12 protein-coding genes are annotated in these 19,427 nt (G+C 62.7%); 8 read left to right on the plus strand and 4 right to left on the minus strand.

Translation table 11 applies throughout. From position 1 onward, the window contains the following. Positions 1-55 precede the first annotated feature (55 nt). The 6 genes from dctP to pbpC all read left to right on the plus strand — a co-directional run bounded on the left by dctP (position 56) and on the right by pbpC (position 11,373). Positions 56-1,069, plus strand: coding sequence for a TRAP transporter substrate-binding protein DctP (gene dctP / locus AC2CHD_RS17285; protein WP_484554656.1), 1,014 nt, complete (start codon positions 56-58; stop codon positions 1,067-1,069). Positions 1,070-1,130: 61 nt separating this feature from the next. After that, positions 1,131-1,628, plus strand: a complete 498-nt coding sequence (locus tag AC2CHD_RS17290; RefSeq protein WP_484554657.1) for a TRAP transporter small permease — start codon at positions 1,131-1,133, stop codon at positions 1,626-1,628. Continuing rightward, a complete protein-coding gene (locus AC2CHD_RS17295) occupies positions 1,628-2,944 on the plus strand; it encodes a TRAP transporter large permease (protein WP_223005484.1) in 1,317 nt (438 codons plus the stop codon). The genes AC2CHD_RS17290 and AC2CHD_RS17295 overlap by 1 nt, the downstream gene beginning before the upstream one ends. Before the next feature lie 4 nt (positions 2,945-2,948). Beyond that, positions 2,949-3,722, plus strand: coding sequence for an aspartate/glutamate racemase family protein (locus AC2CHD_RS17300; RefSeq protein ID WP_484554658.1), 774 nt, complete (start codon positions 2,949-2,951; stop codon positions 3,720-3,722). Between the two features lie 91 nt (positions 3,723-3,813). Beyond that, complete coding sequence (locus AC2CHD_RS17305; protein WP_484554659.1) at positions 3,814-9,276, plus strand: alpha-2-macroglobulin family protein; 5,463 nt, start codon at positions 3,814-3,816, stop codon at positions 9,274-9,276. Positions 9,277-9,303: 27 nt separating this feature from the next. Next, a complete protein-coding gene (pbpC, locus tag AC2CHD_RS17310) occupies positions 9,304-11,373 on the plus strand; it encodes a penicillin-binding protein 1C (RefSeq protein ID WP_484554747.1) in 2,070 nt (689 codons plus the stop codon). A gap of 1 nt (position 11,374) precedes the next feature. Here pbpC and AC2CHD_RS17315 read toward each other — a convergent pair whose 3' ends face one another. Beyond that, the gene (locus AC2CHD_RS17315; RefSeq protein ID WP_484554660.1) at positions 11,375-12,298 is read right to left on the minus strand and encodes a sugar kinase; all 924 of its coding nucleotides are present in this window, start codon (positions 12,296-12,298) and stop codon (positions 11,375-11,377) included. A gap of 99 nt (positions 12,299-12,397) precedes the next feature. Further along, positions 12,398-13,759 (minus strand): sugar transferase, encoded by a 1,362-nt coding sequence (locus tag AC2CHD_RS17320; protein WP_484554661.1) that lies wholly within the window; start codon positions 13,757-13,759, stop codon positions 12,398-12,400. Between the two features lie 298 nt (positions 13,760-14,057). Between AC2CHD_RS17320 and AC2CHD_RS17325 the strand changes: the two genes are divergently transcribed. Then, the gene (locus AC2CHD_RS17325) at positions 14,058-14,969 is read left to right on the plus strand and encodes a DMT family transporter (protein WP_229449733.1); all 912 of its coding nucleotides are present in this window, start codon (positions 14,058-14,060) and stop codon (positions 14,967-14,969) included. A gap of 35 nt (positions 14,970-15,004) precedes the next feature. On the opposite strand, the gene serA is transcribed toward AC2CHD_RS17325, so the two are convergent. Both serA and AC2CHD_RS17335 read right to left on the minus strand, forming a co-directional pair. Continuing rightward, positions 15,005-16,603 (minus strand): phosphoglycerate dehydrogenase, encoded by a 1,599-nt coding sequence (gene serA / locus AC2CHD_RS17330; RefSeq protein WP_484554662.1) that lies wholly within the window; start codon positions 16,601-16,603, stop codon positions 15,005-15,007. Between the two features lie 65 nt (positions 16,604-16,668). Then, complete coding sequence (locus tag AC2CHD_RS17335; protein WP_484554663.1) at positions 16,669-17,844, minus strand: phosphoserine transaminase; 1,176 nt, start codon at positions 17,842-17,844, stop codon at positions 16,669-16,671. A gap of 238 nt (positions 17,845-18,082) precedes the next feature. On the opposite strand from AC2CHD_RS17335, the gene AC2CHD_RS17340 reads away from it, so the two are divergent. Continuing rightward, positions 18,083-19,381 carry an adenylosuccinate synthase gene (locus AC2CHD_RS17340; RefSeq protein WP_223021876.1) on the plus strand — a complete coding sequence of 433 codons (1,299 nt, stop codon included), beginning with the start codon at positions 18,083-18,085 and terminating at the stop codon, positions 19,379-19,381. Positions 19,382-19,427 lie beyond the last annotated feature (46 nt).

Below are 19,427 nucleotides of genomic sequence, written 5' to 3' on the forward strand. Positions count from 1 at the left end.
CAGTTGAAACCAAAACCGGGTGGAACAAGCCCGGACAACCAGAGAGGACGAAGAAATGAACCAAGCCAAGACCAGATCGATCGCCAGGACCATCCGAAACGGCCTTCTTGCAACGGCGCTGACCAGCATCGCCTTTGCCGGACAGGCCAGTGCGGAAGAAACGCTGAAGGCGATTTCCGCCTTCCCGCAGTCGCTTGCCTTCTCGCAGAGCTTCAAGGGCTTTGTCGATCTCGTGAACGAGCGCGGCAAGGGCGTCATCCAGATCAACTATGCGGGCGGGCCGGAAATGTTTCCGCCCAACCAGCAGGTGGATGCCGTGCGCCGTGGTGTCGTTGACATGCAGTATGGCCCCGCCTCCTACTATCTCGGCACAATGCCGGAGGCGGATGCCTGGGTCGGCTCGACGGTGACGGCGGCGAAGGCGCGCGAGAATGGCGGCTTCGGCATCATGCAGGAAGCCTTTTCCAAGAAGCTCGGCGTGAACCTTTTGGCTCACCTCGACACGGGTGTGAAATTCTACATCTACACGATCAATGAGCCAAAGCGGACCGACGATGGCGGCATCGATCTCGACGGTCAGCGCATCCGCTCGCAGCCGATCTACAACTCCTTCTTTGAAGCGCTGGGGGCCATTCCGGTCTCCGTTCCGGTGCCGGATGTCTATACCGGTCTGGAGCGCAGCACGTTCGACGGATCGGGCTGGCCGATTGTCGGCATTCAGGATCTCTCCTGGGACAAGTTCCTGCGCTACCGCATCGATCCTGGCTTCTTCCAGACCGACCTCGCCGTGGTGGTGAACCCGGCGAAATGGGACAGCCTGAGCGATGAGGCCAAGAAGATCATCAACGATGCTGCCGCCGAATATGAGCAGACATCCTATGAGAACTTCCAGAAGGTGATCGAGGAGACCGACAAGGCAGTTCGCGAGAACGGCATGGAAGTGATCACGCTCGAGGGGGAGGCAGAGGCGAAGTTCCTTGATCTGGCCTATGACAGCGCCTGGAAGCGGATGAAGGATTCCGGATCGGAATATTACGACGCATTGCGCGAAGCGTATTACGACCGCTGATCCCGCACCGGCGGGGGGCTGACCGGCTCCCCGCCACACTCGCTTTGAAAAGCCGCGCGCCATGTTTCTGATACGTCTCTACAACCGGGTCATCACCGGGCTGGCCGTGCTGGGCGCCGCCAGTCTCGTTTTCATTTCGCTTGCCATCATTGTCGATGTTGTCTTGCGCAACACCGGGTTTCGCCCGTTCCAGTCGACCAGCGCCATCGTTGAATATGTGATGCTCTTCTCCACCATGGCGGCCGCCCCCTGGCTGGTGCGCAACAATGGCCATGTGGCGATCTCTTCATTCGTGGGAGCGCTGCCGGAAACGATACGCCTGGTGGCGGGGCGGGTCGTGCTGGTTCTCGCCATCCTGACGCTTGCACTCCTGTGCTGGCGCTCGGCGGCGGTGGGGCTGGAGATGGTGCAGTCGCGCGCGGTCGACATGCGCTCCATCAACATCCCGTCCTGGGTTCTCTACGCCATGCTTTCCGTAGGCTTCGGCCTGATGGCGCTGGAGTTCCTGCGCATGCTGGTGCGGGGCGAAACCTATACGGGCAGCGGGGGAGCGCACTGATGGCCTGGTATGAAGCAACCCTTCTGATGATCGGCGGGCTGCTCGCGCTGATGTTCTTCGGCATGCCGGTGGCGATTGCCTTTCTGGCGATCAACATTGTCGGCGTTGTCATTTTCATGGGTGGCATGATCGGCATCGATCAGCTGGTCGCCAATGCCACCACATCGGTGACGAGTTTTGCGCTGGTGCCGGTGCCGCTCTTTCTCATCATGGGCGAGCTTCTGTTTCACACGGGGCTTGCCATTCGCGTGTTCGATGCGCTCGACAAGTGTTTTGGCGGCATCAAGGGGCGGCTGTCCTATCTGACAGTAGGCGGCGGCACGATCTTCGCCACCCTGTCGGGCTCCTCCATGGCCAACACGGCGATGCTGGGCACCACGCTGATGCCCGACATGATCAAGCGCGGATACAAGCCGCACATGATCATGGGGCCGATCCTGGCGACGGGCGGTCTGGCCATGATCATTCCGCCATCCTCGCTGGCCGTGCTGCTCGGGTCTCTCGCGCGGATCGATGTCGGTGCCCTGCTGATCGCGGGTCTGGTTCCGGGTCTCGTTTTGGCGCTCATGTTCCTTGCCACGATCCGCATCCAGATCGCGCTCGATCCCGAGGCGGCACCCGGCTATGCGGCGGAACGGGCAAGCGTCTCCGAGATCGTTCGGGCGCTTGCTGTCGACGTGCTGCCCATGGGCATCGTGGTCTTTGCCGTGGTCGGGCTCATCCTGCTCGGCTGGGCGACGCCGACCGAATCCGCCGCCTTCGGGGCGCTTTCGGTGGTGGTGCTTGCGGCCTGTTATCGCACGCTGAGCTGGGAAGCCGTCGTTCGCTCGCTCACCGGCACGCTGAAAGTGTCGGCCATGATGCTGATGATCATCGTGGGCTCCACGACCTTTTCGCAGATCCTTGCCTTCTCCGGCGCGTCCTCCGGGCTGATCGCGTTTGCCACCAGTTTCGAGCTGAACGCCTACGTGGTGCTTGCCATCATGTTCCTGGTGCTTCTGCTTCTCGGCATGTTCATGGATCAGCTCTCGATCATGATGTTGACGCTTCCGATCTTCATGCCGCTGGTGGCACTCTACGGGTTCGATCAGATATGGTTCGGCGTGGTGATGCTTCTGGCGCTGGAGCTCAGCCTTGCGACCCCGCCCTTCGGCCTTCTGCTTTTCGTCATGGTGGGCGTGAGCCCGGCCGGCACGACCATCGGGCAGGTGGCGCGGGCCGCGCTGCCCTACATCGCCTGCACACTTTTGCTGGTGGTCTTGCTGGCGCTATTCCCGCAACTGGCCCTCTGGCTGCCGGGCCTCATCAGGAGCTGACCGCATGAAGATCTGGTATCAGAGCTATGTCGATTACCAGAACGGCGCGGGCTACTGGGATGAACTCAGAAAGCATCTCGATGCGATTGTCGATCCCGGCACCGAGATCGATATCAAGGGCATCACCCCGCATGACAGCTACGCCCACGCCATCGTGGAGTTTCGCTGCGCGCGCGAGGTGATCTGCAATGCGGTGCGGGCCGAGCGCGAGGGCTATGACGCCTTCATCATCGGCCATTTTCAGGATGCCGGCCTCTATGAGGCGCGGTCGGTGGTCGATATTCCGGTGCTGGGCATGGGCGAGGCGTCCATGCTGCATGCCTGCCAGCTTGGCCAGCGCTCGGGCATCGTCACCATCAACCGCCGCTACATTCCCTGGTTTCATCACCAGATCGGCAAATACGGTTTGAGAGAGCGGGTGACCGGCGTGCACGCCATGGATTTCGAGCCGGGGCAGATCCTTGCCGCCTTCGGCTCCGACGAGCGGCTTGAGACGGTGCGCGCGCTGTTCGAGGAACAGGCAAGACCATTGGTGCGCGACGGTGTGGATGTGCTCATCCCCGGTGGCGGCATACCCATGCTTTTATTCTCGCAATTGCAGGCACACCGGGTGGATGGCGCGCCGGTGATCAACGGCATTCCGATTGTCGTGAAGCTGGCTGAAATGGCCGTGAAGTTGCGGGCGCTGACCGGCCTTGGCGTGAGCCGCACCTCGGACTTCGTGAAACCGCCCGAGGAAATCATCGAAGAGTTCATGACCCATCCGAAGGGACTATAAGGGAAGCGATAATTCTCCAGGTCTGTTGACTGGCTTTTGCAAAGCTCCCCCCATATCGTGGGAGGATGTCGGCAGCGCCTGGAGGATTGCCATGTTTGGGGCACGCGTACTCTCCCTGTTTTTGCTTTTTCTTCTCGGGTTTGCAGCAATGGCTGCCGCGCAGGATGCGCGCCGGATCGTGACCAGCGAGAACGCCGATTATTTCGGCTTCGACCTGCGCACCGAAAAGGATGTGACGCTCGACCAGTGCAAGGCGGTGTGCCTTGCCGATCCGCAGTGCCGGGCCTTCACCTACAACACCAGCGCGCAATGGTGCTTTCTGAAGTCGGACTTCAATCGCCTCAATGCGTTTGACGGCGCGGTGGCCGGCAAGGTTGTGACCGGTGGAGACACACCCGATATCGGAGCGCCGCCTGCGCTGCGCTTCGTGCCCGAGCACATCCAGCGCGAGGCTGGCGAGTATCGCGCCGAGATACTGCGCGCGGTGCGTCTCGAGACTGCAGGGTTTGTTCAATTGAGTGCGGCGGGCGGGCAGGCGCTGGCAAATGGTGATCCGTTCAATGCCATGCAGGCGTTTTCAACCGCGCTCCTCATGGAGCCGCAGAATGTGGGCCTTTGGTTGGAACTTGCGCGTGCCGCGACCGCCTCGCAGCCCGTGGGTGACATGAACCTGTATCGGCTTCAGCGCGCCGGCACCGGCGCTGCGATCAATGCCTACAATCTGTCGCGCAGCACCGATGACCGTGCCGAGGCGCTGGCCGTTCTTGCGCCTGCTCTTGAGCGGCGCAACCTGTTCCGTCCCGCGCTCAGCGCCTATGAGGCGAGCCTTGCGCTCAGGACCGCGCGCGATGTGCAGGAAGCCTATGCCGATCTCAAGCGCCGCAAGGGGTTCCGGGTGATCGACCATTCGGTGGATTCCGACAGCGCCACGCCGCGCGCCTGCGTGCAGTTTTCCGAGGAGCTGGTGAAGAGCGGCGTCGACTATGCCCAGTTCGTGACCGTCGACAATCTGCGCTCCTTCGCCGTCGATCGCAGCGACAAGGAGCTTTGCGTCAGCGGCCTGAAGCATGGCGAGCAGTATCGCATCGTCATCCGGCAGGGCCTGCCGGCGGCCATTGGCGAGGTGATCGCCGAGCCGGTGCCGCTGGAAATTTACGTGCGGGACCGTGCGCCTTCACTGCGCTTTACCGGCGAAAATTTCGTGCTGCCGTCCTCGGCGCGCCGGGGCATTCCGTTCGTTTCGGTCAATGCCGACAGTGCGAAACTCTCCGTCTATCGCGTCGGTGAACGCGCTCTGGCGCAGCTGTTTAGCAAGGGGCAGTTTCTGCGCCAGCTCAATGAATATGGGGCCAATGAGGTTGGCGATGACATGGGGGCGCCGGTCTTTGAGGGTACCATTGAGATCAAGGCGGAACTGAACAAGGATGTCGTCACCAGCATCCCCATCGATGAGGCGGTGCCGGAGCGTAGGCCCGGAGTCTACATGATGACGGCGGTGCCGGAAGGCGACACCAGCCAAAGCTGGGACAACCGCGCCACGCAGTGGTTCCTTGTCTCCGATATCGGGCTTTCCACTTTTGCCGGCGAGGACGGGCTTTCGGTCTTCGCGCGCTCGCTGGCGAGCGCGAAGCCGCTGGAGGGGCTGAAGCTCAGGCTGGTGGCCCGCAACAATGAGGTGCTCGGCGAGGCGGAGACCGATGGCGATGGCCATGCGCGCTTCGATCCCGGACTGGCGCGCGGTTCCTCCGGTCTCGCACCGGCGGCGATCATCGCTGAAAATGGGACTGAGGATTTCGTCTTCCTCGACATGACGCGCGCTGGCTTCGACCTCTCGGATCGCGGCGTGACGGGGCGTCCTTCGCCCGGACCGCTTGACGTGTTCGCCTGGACGGAGCGCGGCATCTATCGCGCCGGCGAGACGGTTCATGCGAGCGCGCTCACGCGCAATCCCGCTTCGGATGCGGTGGAGGATCTGCCGCTGACCTTCATCTTCCGCCGTCCCGACGGTGTGGAGGACCGGCGCGTCGTTTCCGATGGCGCGGCGCTTGGCGGTCATGCGGTGGCGCTTGATCTGCCTGAAAGCGCGATGCGCGGCACCTGGGTGCTCGGCATTTATGCCGATCCGAAAAAGCCGGCGCTGGCCGAGAAGAATTTTCTGGTCGAGGATTTCGTGCCCGACCGCACCGAGTTCGAGCTTGCGAGCGCGGATGAGACCGTGCCGGTCGGTGGTGCGACGGATGTGACTGTAGATGGCCGCTATCTCTATGGCGCGCCGGCAGCGGGGCTTGCGCTTGAAGGCGAACTGACGGTCGCGCCGACGCGCGAATGGAAAGCCTTTCCCGGCTATGTCTTTGGCCTCGATGATGAAGAGGATGTGGAGGCGCTGCGCGTCTCGCTGCCCGGCCTGCCTGAGACCGATGCGGAGGGGCAGGCGCGGTTCCCGGTGGCGCTGGATGGCGCGCCTTCGACCACGCGTCTCCTGAGAGCGCAGGTGAGCGTGCGCATGCGCGAGGCCGGTGGCCGCGCCGTGGAGCGTGCGCTGGAGATCGATGTCGAGCCGGAAAGCGCAATGATCGGCCTGAAGCCGGAATTCACCGGCGGGCGCGTTGCCGAGGGAGCGACGGCGAACTTCCGCGTGATCGCGGTCGATCCGAAGGGCGAGCGCATCGCCATGGACGGCCTCGCATGGAAACTGCTGAAGGTGGAGCGGCACTATCAGTGGTATCGCGATGGCGGTTCCTGGAACTATGAGCCGATCACCACGACGAGCCTCGTGCGCGAGGGAACTGTGGACGCGAAGGCCGACAGCGAGCCGCAGATCAGCGTTTCCGTGGACTGGGGGCGCTATCGCCTCGAGGTGGAAAGCCCGGATGCGGGTGGGCCGATCACCAGCGCGGCGTTCGATTCCGGCTGGTATGTGGAGGCCGGCTCCACCGAAACGCCGGACGGGCTGGAAGTGGCGCTCGACCGTGACGCCTATGCGGTGGGCGAGACGGCGAAGCTGAAGATTTCGCCACGCTTTGCCGGCGAGGTTCTGGTGACGGTGGGCTCTGAGAGCCTCATCGAAACTTTCACCGCAAAGGTGCCGGAAGCCGGTGCGACCGTGGACATTCCGGTGACCGACGCACTGGGGGCCGGGGCGTATGTGACCGCAACGCTGTTCCGCCCCGGCGACGATGCCGAAAATCGCCTGCCCATGCGCGCCATCGGCGTGCGCTGGCTCAAGGTCGATCCGGGTGCGCGCGATCTTTCGGTTGAACTCGGCGTGGAGGAACAGGCGCGTCCCGATGAGAGCCTTTCCATCCCCGTCAGCGTTGGCGGGCTAGAACCGGGCGAAGAAGCCTATGTGACTGTTGCGGCGGTCGACGTGGGCATTCTCAACCTCACGCGCTACGAACCGCCACAGCCGGACGCCTGGTATTTCGGCCAGCGCATGCTGGGCATCGAGATGCGCGACATTTACGGGCGGCTGATCGATGGTTCGCTCGGCGCGATGGGACGGTTGCGTACCGGTGGCGATGGCGGCGGCATGACGCCCACCGGCAGCGCGCCGACACAGAAGCTGCTCGCCTTCTTCTCCGGCATCGTGAAGGTGGATGATGACGGGAAGGCAGAGGTCTCCTTCGATATTCCGCAGTTCAATGGCACGGCCCGCATCATGGCGGTCGCCTGGTCGAAGAAGGGTGTGGGCAGCGCGCAGCAGGACGTGATCATCCGCGATCCGGTTGTGTTGACCACCAGCCTTCCGCGCTTCCTGGCTCCGGGCGACGAGGCGCGGCTTCTGCTTGAAATCGCCAACACGGATGGCCCGGCCGGCGACTATCGCCTTACGGTGATGGCCGAGGGGCCGGTAGACACCGATCTGCGGTCGCTCTCCGATACGGTGGCGCTTGAGGCGGGCGGCAGGGCCACGCTTTCCGTGCCCATCTCGGCGACGAACCAGACGGGCGAGGGTGCGCTGACGGTGGCGCTTGCGCATGAGAGCGGGCTTGCCGTGGAGAAAAGCGTGTCCCTGCCGGTGCGGCCTGGCGTGATGCCGGTCGCCACCCGCAGCACGGTGACGCTTGCGGCCAATGGTGGCAGTGTCACGCTGGACGGTGCGCTTCTGGAAGAGAGCTTCGCCGAGAACGCGTCGGTGAGCCTCAACATTTCGCGGGCCGACGGGTTCGACATTCCCGCACTCTTGATGTCGCTCGACCGCTACCCTTATGGCTGCACGGAGCAGACCACCAGCCGCGCGCTGCCGCTGCTCTATGTGAGCGAGCTTTCAAAGGCTGCGGGGCTGGAAGACGATCCGGCGCTGAAGGGGCGCATCGAGGACGCCATCACAAGCGTGCTTGCCGCACAGTCTTCGTCCGGCGGTTTCGGTCTCTGGGGACCGGGATCGGGCGATCTGTGGCTTGACGCCTATGTGACGGACTTCCTCACCCGCGCCGGCGAGCAGGGCTTTGCCGTGCCCGAGGCGGCGATGAGCCAGGCGCTGCAGAACCTCTCGAACACGCTCGCCTATGACACGGATGTCTCCTCGCGCGGCAGCGAGATCGCCTATGCGCTCTATGTGCTGGCGCGCAACCGCAAGGCTTCCGCTGGCGATCTGCGCTATTATCTCGACACGCGGCTTGATGAATTCTCCACACCGCTGGCGCGCGCGCAGCTTGCCGCGGGTCTCGCGCTCTATGGCGATGCGGAACGTGCGGAGCGGGGCTTTGCCTCCGCCTTCCGTCTCGCTCAGGGCATGAGCGGGCGCTACACGGCGCGCTCCGACTACGGGTCGCGTCTGCGCGACGGCGCGGCGATGCTGGCGCTGGCGGCAGAGAGCCGGCCCGAACCGGCGCTGGTGCCGCAGATGGTGCAGCTTGTCTCCGATGTGCGCGGTGACACAAAGCACATGAGCACGCAGGACGAGGCGTGGATGCTGCTTGCCGCCCGCGCGCTGAGCCAGTCGAGTGACGATCTGAGCCTGACCGTGGACGGCAATGCGCATCAGGGCGCATTCTCGCGGCGGCTATCCGGGCTGGAGATCGAGGCTGCGCCGCTGACGGTGGCCAATCAGGGCCATGAACCGGTCGATGCGGTGATGACAGTCGTTGCCGCGCCGCAGCAGCCTTTGCCGGCGGGCGGCGAGGGCTTCACCATCGAGCGGCGCTACTACACGCTCGACGGCAGGGAGGCGAATGTCTCCGAAGCGCGCCAGAACGAGCGCTATGTTGTGGTTCTGGAGATGATGGAGCAGAACGCCTGGCCTTCACGCGTGCTGGTGTCCGACCTGTTGCCGGCAGGCTTCGAGATCGACAACCCGCGCCTTGTCGGCAGTGCGGATCTCGCCAATTTCGATTGGCTTGGCGAGACGGATGCGGTTCATACCGAGTTCCGCGACGACCGCTTCATCGCAGCCTTCGACCGCCACGGGGGTGGCAAATTCCGGCTCGCCTATGTGGTGCGTGCGGTGACGCCGGGCGTCTACACGCATCCGGCGGCGAGCGTTGAGGACATGTACCGTCCGCAATTCTCCGCCCGCACGGCCATCGGCTTCATGGAAATCATGGGGCAGTAGGCGGCGGCGATGAAAACGCGTCGACATATGCGCCGGGTCGCCATGGCCACTGGCCTTGTGGCCCTGCTCGCCATCGGCGGGGCGGTGACGCTCGACCGGCTGGACGCGGCCTATCCGCCGCCGCTCGATCCCGCCCCGCTTTCGGTGGAGGTGCTCGACCGTGACGGCGCGCTGTTGCGCGCCTATGCGGCATCTGACGGGCGCTGGCGTCTTCCGGCGGATATAGACACGCTCGACCCGCAGTTTCTCAAGATGCTGGTCGTCTATGAGGACAAGCGCTTCTGGTCGCATCCGGGTGTCGACATGCGCGCGCTTGGCCGGGCCGCATTGCAGCTTTTGTGGAACGGGCGCATCGTCTCGGGCGGGTCCACACTGTCGATGCAGCTTGCACGCCTCACCGAGCCGCGCGCGGCGCGCAGCTTCAGCGCCAAGTTCCGGCAGATCGCGCGGGCGCTGCAGATTGAGCGCAGGCTTTCCAAGCGGGAGATACTGGAGCGCTATCTGACGCTCGCGCCCTATGGCGGCAATCTTGAAGGGGTGCGCGCGGCGAGCCTCGCCTGGTTCGGCAAGGAGCCGCACAAGCTGGGGCTGGAGGAGGCCGCTCTTCTGGTCGCCCTGCCGCAATCGCCGGAGGCGCGCCGGCCCGACCGTCATCCGCAAATGGCAAAAGCCGCGCGCGACCGCGTGCTGGCGCGCATGGCGGGGGCTGGCGTCATCATCGAAAGCGAGGTCGCGCGCGCGTCTGAGGCGAAGCTTGCCGGGCGTCGCCTGCCCATGCCGGCCTATGCCGCGCATCTGGCCGATGCGGTGGTGCGGAAGGAGCCTGAAAAGCGTGTGCATCGTCTAACCGTCAGTCGGTCCGCGCAGGCCGATCTGGAAGCCGTTGCCGCAAAAGCCGCGCGAAAGCTTGGACCACGCGTTTCCGTGGCGATGGTGCTGGCGGATGCGCAGACCGGCGCGGTGCTCGCGCGGGTCGGATCGGCGGGCTATTTCAACGCCGCGCGCGCCGGCTGGATCGACATGAGCGTGGCGGAGCGCTCCCCGGGCTCCACGCTCAAACCCTTCATCTATGGCCTTGCGTTTGAGGAGGGGCTGGTGATGCAGGAAACCATGATCGAAGACCGGCCCGGCAATTTCTCGGGTTATCGCCCGCGCAATTTCGACATGGCCTATCAGGGCGATGTTTCGGTGCGCACGGCCTTGCAGATGTCGCTCAACGTGCCGACGATCCGGCTGCTTGATGCGGTGGGGCCGGTGCGGCTTGTGGCGCGCATGCGGCAGGCTGGCGTGCCGCCCGCTCTGCCGCCCGGCGAAACACCCGGTCTTGCCATCGGGCTTGGCGGTGCGGGGCTGACGCTGGAAGGGTTGGTGCAGCTTTATGGAGGGCTCGCCAATCGGGGGCGGGTGCGCCCGCTGCACCATCTGAACGATGCAGAGATTGCCGCGCATCCCCCTTCCGTTCTGACGCCGCAGGCCGCCTGGCAGATCGCCGATATTCTTTCGGCGATTGCACCGCCGGAAGGTGCGCCGCGCCTGGGCATCGCCTACAAGACGGGCACGTCCTATGGCTACCGTGATGCGTGGTCGGTGGGCTATGACGGGCGGCATGTGCTGGGCGTGTGGGCCGGGCGGCCCGATGGCGGCTCGGTGCCGGGGCTGACCGGCTATCTCGCCGCCGCCCCCATTCTGTTCGAGGCGTTTTCGCGCTCGGGCGTGGGCATCGTTCCATTCCCGCCTGCGCCGGCAGGCGCGATCCGGCTTGCCGCGTCCGATCTTCCGTTTCCCATGCGGCGGTTCTCCGTCTCGGGCGGCGGGTTTCGCGCAGGCGCGCCGGTGGAGCCCGCGCCGGAAATCGTGTTCCCGCCGCACGGTGCGCGCATCGATGTGGGGCTTGCGCGTGGCGCGCGGGTCATGCCGCTGGCGCTCAAGATCAATGGCGGCCGCGCGCCGTTTCGCTGGCTGGCCAATGGCGAGCCGCTGCCGGAGGCCTATCGCCGCCGCAGGGCAAGCTGGATGCCCGATGGCGGCGGCGCTTCGACGCTGACGGTGATCGACGCGGCTGGGCGAACCGCCAGCGTGGATGTTTTCCTGGAGTAGTTCAGGCCGCGTCGGCGAGTGCCTTTAGAACCGCCTCACGCATGGGCATCGGAGCGACCGCGCCGAAACCCTGTGTGGACAGAGCAGCGGCCGCATTGGCGTAGCGCGCTGCCTCGAACGGGTCGCCATGGCGATTGAGCTCGGCGAGAAAATTGCCATCGAACGTGTCGCCTGCGCCAGTGGCGTCGACGGCGCTGACCTTGATGCCGGGCACGCGGCGGCGCTCGTCCGGCGTGGCGACGAGGCAGCCATCCTTGCCGAGCGTCAGCGCGACGATGCCGGCGCCAAGACCCAGATAGTGATCGGCGATGGCGTCCGGATCGCTGATGCCGACCAGCTGTTCGGCGTCTTCCAGACCGGGAAGCGCGATGTCGGCCTTGCGCATGGCGGCTTCGGTCAGCGCGCGGGCGCGCTCGAGCGGCCACAGTTTCAGGCGCAGATTGGTGTCGAAGGAGATTTTGGTTCCAGCTGCGCGCGCGATGTCGATCGCTTCGAAGGCGGTGTCGCAAGCTTCTGCGCTGATCGCCAGAGAGATGCCGGACAGGTGGAGAATGTCGGCGTTCTGGATAGCGCTTTGGGGCAGGTCGCGCGGGGTGATGCGGCTTGCCGCCGAGCCCTTGCGAAGATAGGAAAACACATGCCCGTTCTCGCCATGGCTGACGAAATAGATGCCCGTATGGGCGTCCGGATTGCGCAGGACGTGGCTGGCATCCACATTATTGTCGGCCCAGAGTTGAATAAGGCTGTCGCCGAACTCATCCGCGCCGAGGCCGCTGAAGAAGCCGACAGAAGCCCCGGCACGCGCTGCAGCGATGGCACAATTCGAGGTGTCGCCGCCGTGACCGAAGAGATAGTGGCCCGTGGCGTCGACCTGATTGAACTCGATGAGCGGTTCGCCCATGCAGATGATTTTAGGATCGCTCATGATGTTGTGTCTCTCCCTGGCGCAGCGTGTGCTTCTCTTTAGGCGATTGTGCGCCAGTGGTGAATATCCGACTGGAGAAGCGCCTGTGCTGAGATGAGCTTATCGGGCGCCGCGTCCAAAAAGAACGGTGCTCACGGTCGAAAAAATGATCAGGAGGTCCAGGTCGAACGAAAGATGTTTGATGTAATAGAGATCGTAGGAGAGCTTGTGAATCTCTTCGTGCGTGTTGCCTGCGTATCCGGAGTTCACCTGGGCCCAACCGGTGATGCCGGGCAGGACCATGGTGCGGTGGATAAATTTCTTCTCCGCAGTCTCGCTTTCCTGCGCCACATATTCAGCGACAGGGCGTGGCCCGACCAAGCTCATTTCTCCCCGCCATATGTTGATCAGCTGCGGCAGCTCATCCAGCCTTAGACGACGCAGGAACGCACAGCCGGTGATGATCCGCTCGTCATTGGTCTGCGTCGCCCCTCCTTGCTGGCCACGATACATGGTGCGGAACTTCAACATGTTGAAGGAGCGGCCACCATATCCGCGCCGCGCCTGAACGAAAATTGCGGGGCCACCATCAAGCAACCGGATATAGAGCCACAGAGCCAGTCCCAAAGGGATTGTTATCGGCGCTGTGAGGACCACGGCAAAGAGGTCGAGCGCGCGCTTTGCTTTGGAGTAGTAGATTTGGCTGGGGGTGTAGGCGAGATGCGATACGTCAAAGGTGTCGACGTCCACGCGTCCTTCACGCAGTTCAAGAAAATTGAACCAGGGCGTGACGTCGATGCCGACCATGTAAGCCTTTGTAAGGAAGGCCGACCATTCCGGGTTGTGATGCGTCCTGGTGTCGATCAAAAGTCGGTCATAAGCGCCGATGTCTGCGGTCTTGTCACTGATCACGGCCACGTGACCGGCGAGCCTTGCGGCAACTTCTTCGGCCTTTGGGAAATCCAAGAGCGCCACACGATCTTCCAATGACCGATGGAGCCTGAGATTGGCTATGATCATTGCTGCGGTGGCGATCAGATAAGCGGTCAACAGGGCCGTGTAGCTCACCGGAATGCGCAGCCCAGACAAGACTGCCACGGCGACGTTGAAGCAGACAAACGTTACAAAAATCGCGATGGAGAACGTGTTGCGCTGCCGGCGAAAGCCCAGGAGCGCCAAGGCAATGGCGAAAGGCAATGCAAACAGCACAGTGCATACGATCGCGAGATTGTTCCAGTCGTTTCGCGATGCATTCAAAATGAATGCCGTATAGACGACGCATTGCAGAAACGAAGCCGCGAGAATCTCCGGGAGCATGGGGCGCAGATTGCGCAAGAGCCGCCTTTTGCGCAGAGAGGCTCCGTGTTGAAGAACGTCTTCAAGATCGGGACTCGTTTCAGCCAGGCTACGCTTCAGGACGCGCCTTGCTTTGCGAATGTCTGGGCGGTCTTCCTCGCCCGGTGCTTTTGACCCGTCGTTCAACGTTACTTCCTGCCGCCCAGTAAGAGCTCGTACAACCGCGCTTTGCCATGCAAAAAACGGAAGCGCAATCAATGATTGTTCGCACGTCCACAGACGACCTCCACGGAGGATTGTGAACCCACAGCGATTCGACTGACTTTAGACCGGTTCATTGTTTCAAGGAAACGCGCAACCGCAGGCCATTCTCTTGGCCTGCGCCCTTGTGCCGTATTTAGAATGTCGATTTATGACGCTGGCATTTACGATTTCGGCTCGAGGCTCTATCAGGCGAGGTCAACACTGTTGTGACTGTGATCCCATGTACCGCCAAGCCTATCTCTTTCTCTGCCTGACCACGCTTTTCTGGGGCGGCAATGCTGTGGCCGGCCGGCTGGCTGTGGGCCATGTATCGCCGATGATGCTGACAACGCTTCGCTGGATCATCGGCTGTGTGTTGCTTGCCTCCGTCGCATGGCCCCATCTGCGGCGCGATTGGCCGGCGATCAGGCCGAGACTGCCCCTGCTGGCTGCCCTGGGCGCTCTTGGCTTTACCGGGTTCAACGCGGTTTTCTACAGTTCGGCCCAATTCACGTCCGCCATCAACATCGCCATCGAACAGGGCGCTATACCGATGGTTATTTTCCTCGCCAATTTTGTCCTGTTTCGCCAGCGCGTGAGCTTTCTGCAGATTGCCGGTTTTGTTCTGTCTCTCGTCGGCGTCGCGCTGGTCGCCAGCCATGGCGAATTTTCCCGCCTCCTGGAACTGGACGTGAATTTTGGCGACGCGCTCATGCTTGTCGCCGTGTTGCTCTATGCAGGCTACACGGTCGGGCTCCGGCTGAAACCGGCTATCCATTGGTTGAGCCTGATGTTCATGCTTTCGGTTTTTGCGCTTCTGGCCTCGTTGCCACTGGTGGCGTGGGAGGCCGCGACGGACCGGCTCATCGCGCCCGATCTGCAGGGCTGGATGGTGGTCTTTTACGTGGCGCTCTTCCCCTCGATCTTTGCTCAGACGCTCTACATTCGCGGCAATGAGCTGATCGGCGGAAACCGCGCCGGTTTGTTCATCAATCTGGTGCCGATCTTCGGAACGCTGCTGTCGATCGTCATTCTGCGCGAAGCGTTCTTCACCTATCACGCGGTCGCGCTGGTTCTGGTTCTGGGTGGGATATGGCTGGCTGAACATGGCGGCCGGAAGCTGGCATCCAGACAGGCAAATGCCGGCGCATGACGCCGGCATTTCATGTTCAACAGATTGTGTGACGCCTACGCTGCCACGTCGAAGGAGAGCGGTTTGGCTGACAGGATCACGTCGGTGGCACGCAGCTCCCGCAGAACTTCCGACGGGAAGGGCGCATCGAGATAAAGCAGCGCGATGGCATCGCCGCCCTGCCGGTTGCGACCGAGCTGGAAGTTGGCGATGTTGACCTGGTGCTTGGCGCAGATCGAGCCCAGAAGGCCGATAATGCCCGGCACGTCGTAATTGGTCGTGTAGAGCATGTGCTGGCCGACCTCGGCATCGAGATTGATGCCCTTGATCTGGATGAAGCGCGGCTTGCCATCCGAGAACACTGTGCCGGCAATGGTGCGCGTCTTCTCTGAGGTTTTCACCGTCAGCTTGATGTAGCCGTCGAACACGCCTGACTTGTCGCGCTTGACCTCCGACAGGATGATGCCGCGCTCCTTGGCCATGATCGGGGCCGAGACCATGTTGACGTCGGCCACCTGGGGGCGGATCAGGCCGGCGAGTGCCGCGCTGATGAGCGCCTTGCGGTTCATCTCGGTGGTGGAACCGTCGAACAGGATCTCCACTTCCTCGATGGCCTCGTCGGTCACCTGGCCGACGAATGCGCCCAGCACTTCCGCGAGCTTGATAAAGGGTTTGAGGCGCGGGGCTTCTTCGGCGCTGATCGAAGGCATGTTGATCGCGTTGGTGACCGCACCCTTGGTCAGGTAATCCGACATCTGCTCCGCCACCTGGATGGCGACGTTTTCCTGGGCCTCGCTGGTAGAGGCGCCAAGATGCGGCGTGCAAACCACGTTGGGCATGTTGAAGAGCGGATTTTCGGTTGCCGGCTCCGTCTCGAACACGTCGATGCCGGCACCGGCCACCTTGCCGGACTTCAGACCTTCGACGAGATCGGCCTCGACCACGAGCCCGCCGCGCGCGCAGTTGATGATGCGCACGCCCTTCTTCATCTTGGCGATCGCATCCTTGTCGATCACGCCACGGGTCTTGTCCGTCAGCGGCGTGTGCAGGGTGATGAAATCGGCGCGCTTGAAAAGTTCATCGAGCTCGACCTTCTCCACACCCAGCTCCGAGGCGCGTTCCGCCGAGAGGAACGGGTCGAAGGCCACCACATGCATCTTCAGGCCGATGGCCCGCATGGCGACCACGGAGCCGATATTGCCGCAGCCGATGACACCCAGTGTCTTGCCGGTGATCTCGACACCCATGAAGCGGTTCTTCTCCCACTTGCCGGCATGGGTAGAAGCGTTGGCCTCCGGGATCTGGCGTGCGACCGCAAAGAGCATGGCAATCGCGTGCTCGGCCGTGGTGATGGAATTGCCGAAAGGCGTGTTCATCACGATGATGCCGCGGCGCGATGCTGCCGGAATGTCGACATTGTCGACGCCGATGCCGGCGCGACCCACCACTTTCAGATTGGTGGCGTTGTTGATGAGCTTTTCGGTGACCTTGGTCGCAGAGCGGATGGCAAGGCCGTCATACTGGTCGATGACGGAAAGAAGCTTTTCCTTGTCCTTGCCCAGATCGGGCAGGTAATCCACCTCGACGCCGCGATCCTTGAAGATCTGAACGGCAGTGGGCGACAGTTTGTCGGATACGAGTACGCGGGGCGCCATGGCGGCCTCCTGTTTCAATAAAATGAATTGGGGGGCGGCTCCGATTGTAGAGCCGCTGTTCAGTGTCAGGCCGCGGCCTTGAGCTGCGCCTTCTGGGACTGGAACGCCCAGTCGAGCCAGGGCATCAGTGCTTCCAGATCGGACGCTTCAACCGTGGCGCCGGCCCAGATCCGCAAGCCAGACGGTGCGTCGCGGTAATGGCCGATGTCGAAGGCAACCTTCTCTTTGGCCAGCGCGGAGACCATTCCCTTTGCAAAAACCGCCTGTTCGCTCGCATCGAGTGCGGCGATCTCGGGATCGACGATCGTCAGGCACACGGATGTGTTGGAGCGCGTGGCCGGCACTTTCGCCAGATGGTCGAGCCAGGGCGTCTTGCGGACGAACTCATCGATCACGGCGAAATTCGCATTGGCGCGGGCGACGAGACCGTCGAGGCCGCCAATGGATTTCGCCCAGTTCAGCGCGTCCAGATAGTCTTCCACGCAAAGCATGGAGGGTGTGTTGATCGTCTCGCCCCGGAAGATGCCCTCGATCAGCTTGCCGCCCTTGGTCAGGCGGAAGATCTTTGGCAGCGGCCATGCGGGCGTGTAGCTTTCCAGCCTTTCCACCGCGCGCGGCGAGAGGATGATGACGCCGTGTGCGCCTTCGCCACCCAGCACCTTCTGCCAGGAGAAGGTGACCACGTCGAGCTTGTCGAAGGGCAGGCGCTGCGCGAAGGCCGCAGACGTTGCGTCGCAGATGGTCAGGCCCGCGCGGTTCGCGGGAATGAAATTGCCGTCGGGCACGCGCACGCCGGAGGTGGTGCCGTTCCAGGTGAACACCACGTCACGGTCGAAATCGATGGAGCCGAGATCCGGCAGATCGCCATAATCGGCTTCGATGCGGCGCACATCATCGAGTTTCAGCTGCTTGACCACATCGGTGACCCACCCGGCACCGAAAGATTCCCAGGCAACCATGTCGACGCCGCGCTCGCCCAGAAGCGACCAGAGCGCCATTTCCACCGCGCCGGTGTCGGATGCAGGAACGATGCCGATGCGGTAATCGGCGGGAACCTGCAGAATTTCACGGGTAAGATCGATGGCCTCTGCCAGTTTCGCCTTGCCGATGGAAGAACGATGCGACCGGCCAAGTGGAGCGTCGGCAAGCGCGTCAAGCGACCAGCCGGGACGTTTTGTGCAGGGACCTGAGGAAAAATGCGTATTGGCCGGACGGAGATCCGGCGTGGGGAGTGTGCTCATGATATATCCTATCCTTCCAGATAGCACGCCTCTCGGTGGGGAGAGGTGGCCCACGGACGGAGTTACGCTGATCCGCTTTTTCCGTCAAGTGCGATATGAGCGCCATTCGCTGCGGAAATCGGTTTGGGAGAGTTCGAGATGGTTCCCACCGGAGCTCTGAGGCTCTATAGAGGCCTTTCGATTTCTTAGATCATCCAGGCGGGGGACCCGCCGGACGTTGCGCCGGAAGGACATTTTCATGGCAAATGTGGTGGTTGTCGGCTCACAGTGGGGCGACGAGGGCAAAGGCAAGATCGTGGACTGGCTGTCGGAGCGTGCCGATGTGGTGGCGCGCTTTCAGGGCGGGCACAATGCCGGGCATACTCTCGTCATCGACGGCGTGAGCTACAAGCTGTCACTCCTGCCTTCGGGTGTGGTGCGCCCCGGAAAGCTTTCCGTCATCGGCAATGGTGTGGTCTTCGACCCGCATGCTTTTGTTGCGGAAATGGGGCGCCTCGCCGAGCAGGGCGTGGAGGTGACGCCTGATCGGCTGAAGATTGCCGAGAACACGGCACTGATCCTTTCGCTTCACCGCGAGCTTGATGGTTTCCGCGAGGATGCCGCTTCCAATTCGGGCACCAAGATCGGCACGACGCGTCGCGGCATCGGGCCAGCCTATGAAGACAAGGTGGGCCGCCGCGCCATCCGCGTCATGGACCTGGCCAACAAAGACACGCTGCCGATGAAGATCGACCGCCTGCTCACGCATCACAATGCGCTGCGTCGTGGTCTTGGGCATGAAGAAGTCACGCATCAGGCGATCATGGAAGAGCTGACGTCGGTCGCCGACAAGATTCTTCCCTATGTCGACCGCGTCTGGAAAATTCTTGAAGATGCGCGCCGGGCCGGTCAGCGCATATTGTTTGAGGGTGCGCAGGGCACCATGCTCGACATCGACCACGGCACATATCCGTTCGTGACATCTTCCAACACCATCGCAGGGCAGGCGGCGACCGGCTCCGGGCTTGGACCAGGCTCGATCGACTATGTGCTAGGCATCACCAAGGCCTACACCACCCGCGTGGGCGAAGGGCCGTTTCCGACCGAGCAGAAGAACGAGGTCGGTGAATTCCTTGGCACACGCGGTCATGAGTTCGGCACCGTGACCGGACGTCAGCGGCGCTGCGGCTGGTTTGACGCTGTTCTGGTGCGCCAGGCCGTGGTTACCAATGGCATGAATGGCATCGCGCTTACCAAGCTCGACGTTCTTGATGGTATGGATGAGATCAAGATCTGCACGGGTTACAAACTGGATGGCGAGCTGATCGACTATCTTCCGGCCGGTCAGGGTGCTCAGGCGCGTCTTGAACCCGTCTATGAGACGCTGGAAGGCTGGAAAGGCACCACCAGGGGCGCGCGTAAATGGACCGATCTGCCAGCGCAGGCCGTCAAATATGTGCGCCACGTGGAGGAATTGATCGGCGCGCCGGTGGCAATTCTTTCCACCAGTCCCGAACGCGAAGACGCCATACTTGTGACAGATCCTTTTCAGGACTAGTTTCGCGTGCAAAATTGCGTTGCGTGCTATTCAGATGAGTGCGCGT

The sequence above is a fragment of the Nitratireductor sp. ATLC21 genome, from assembly GCF_057196525.1.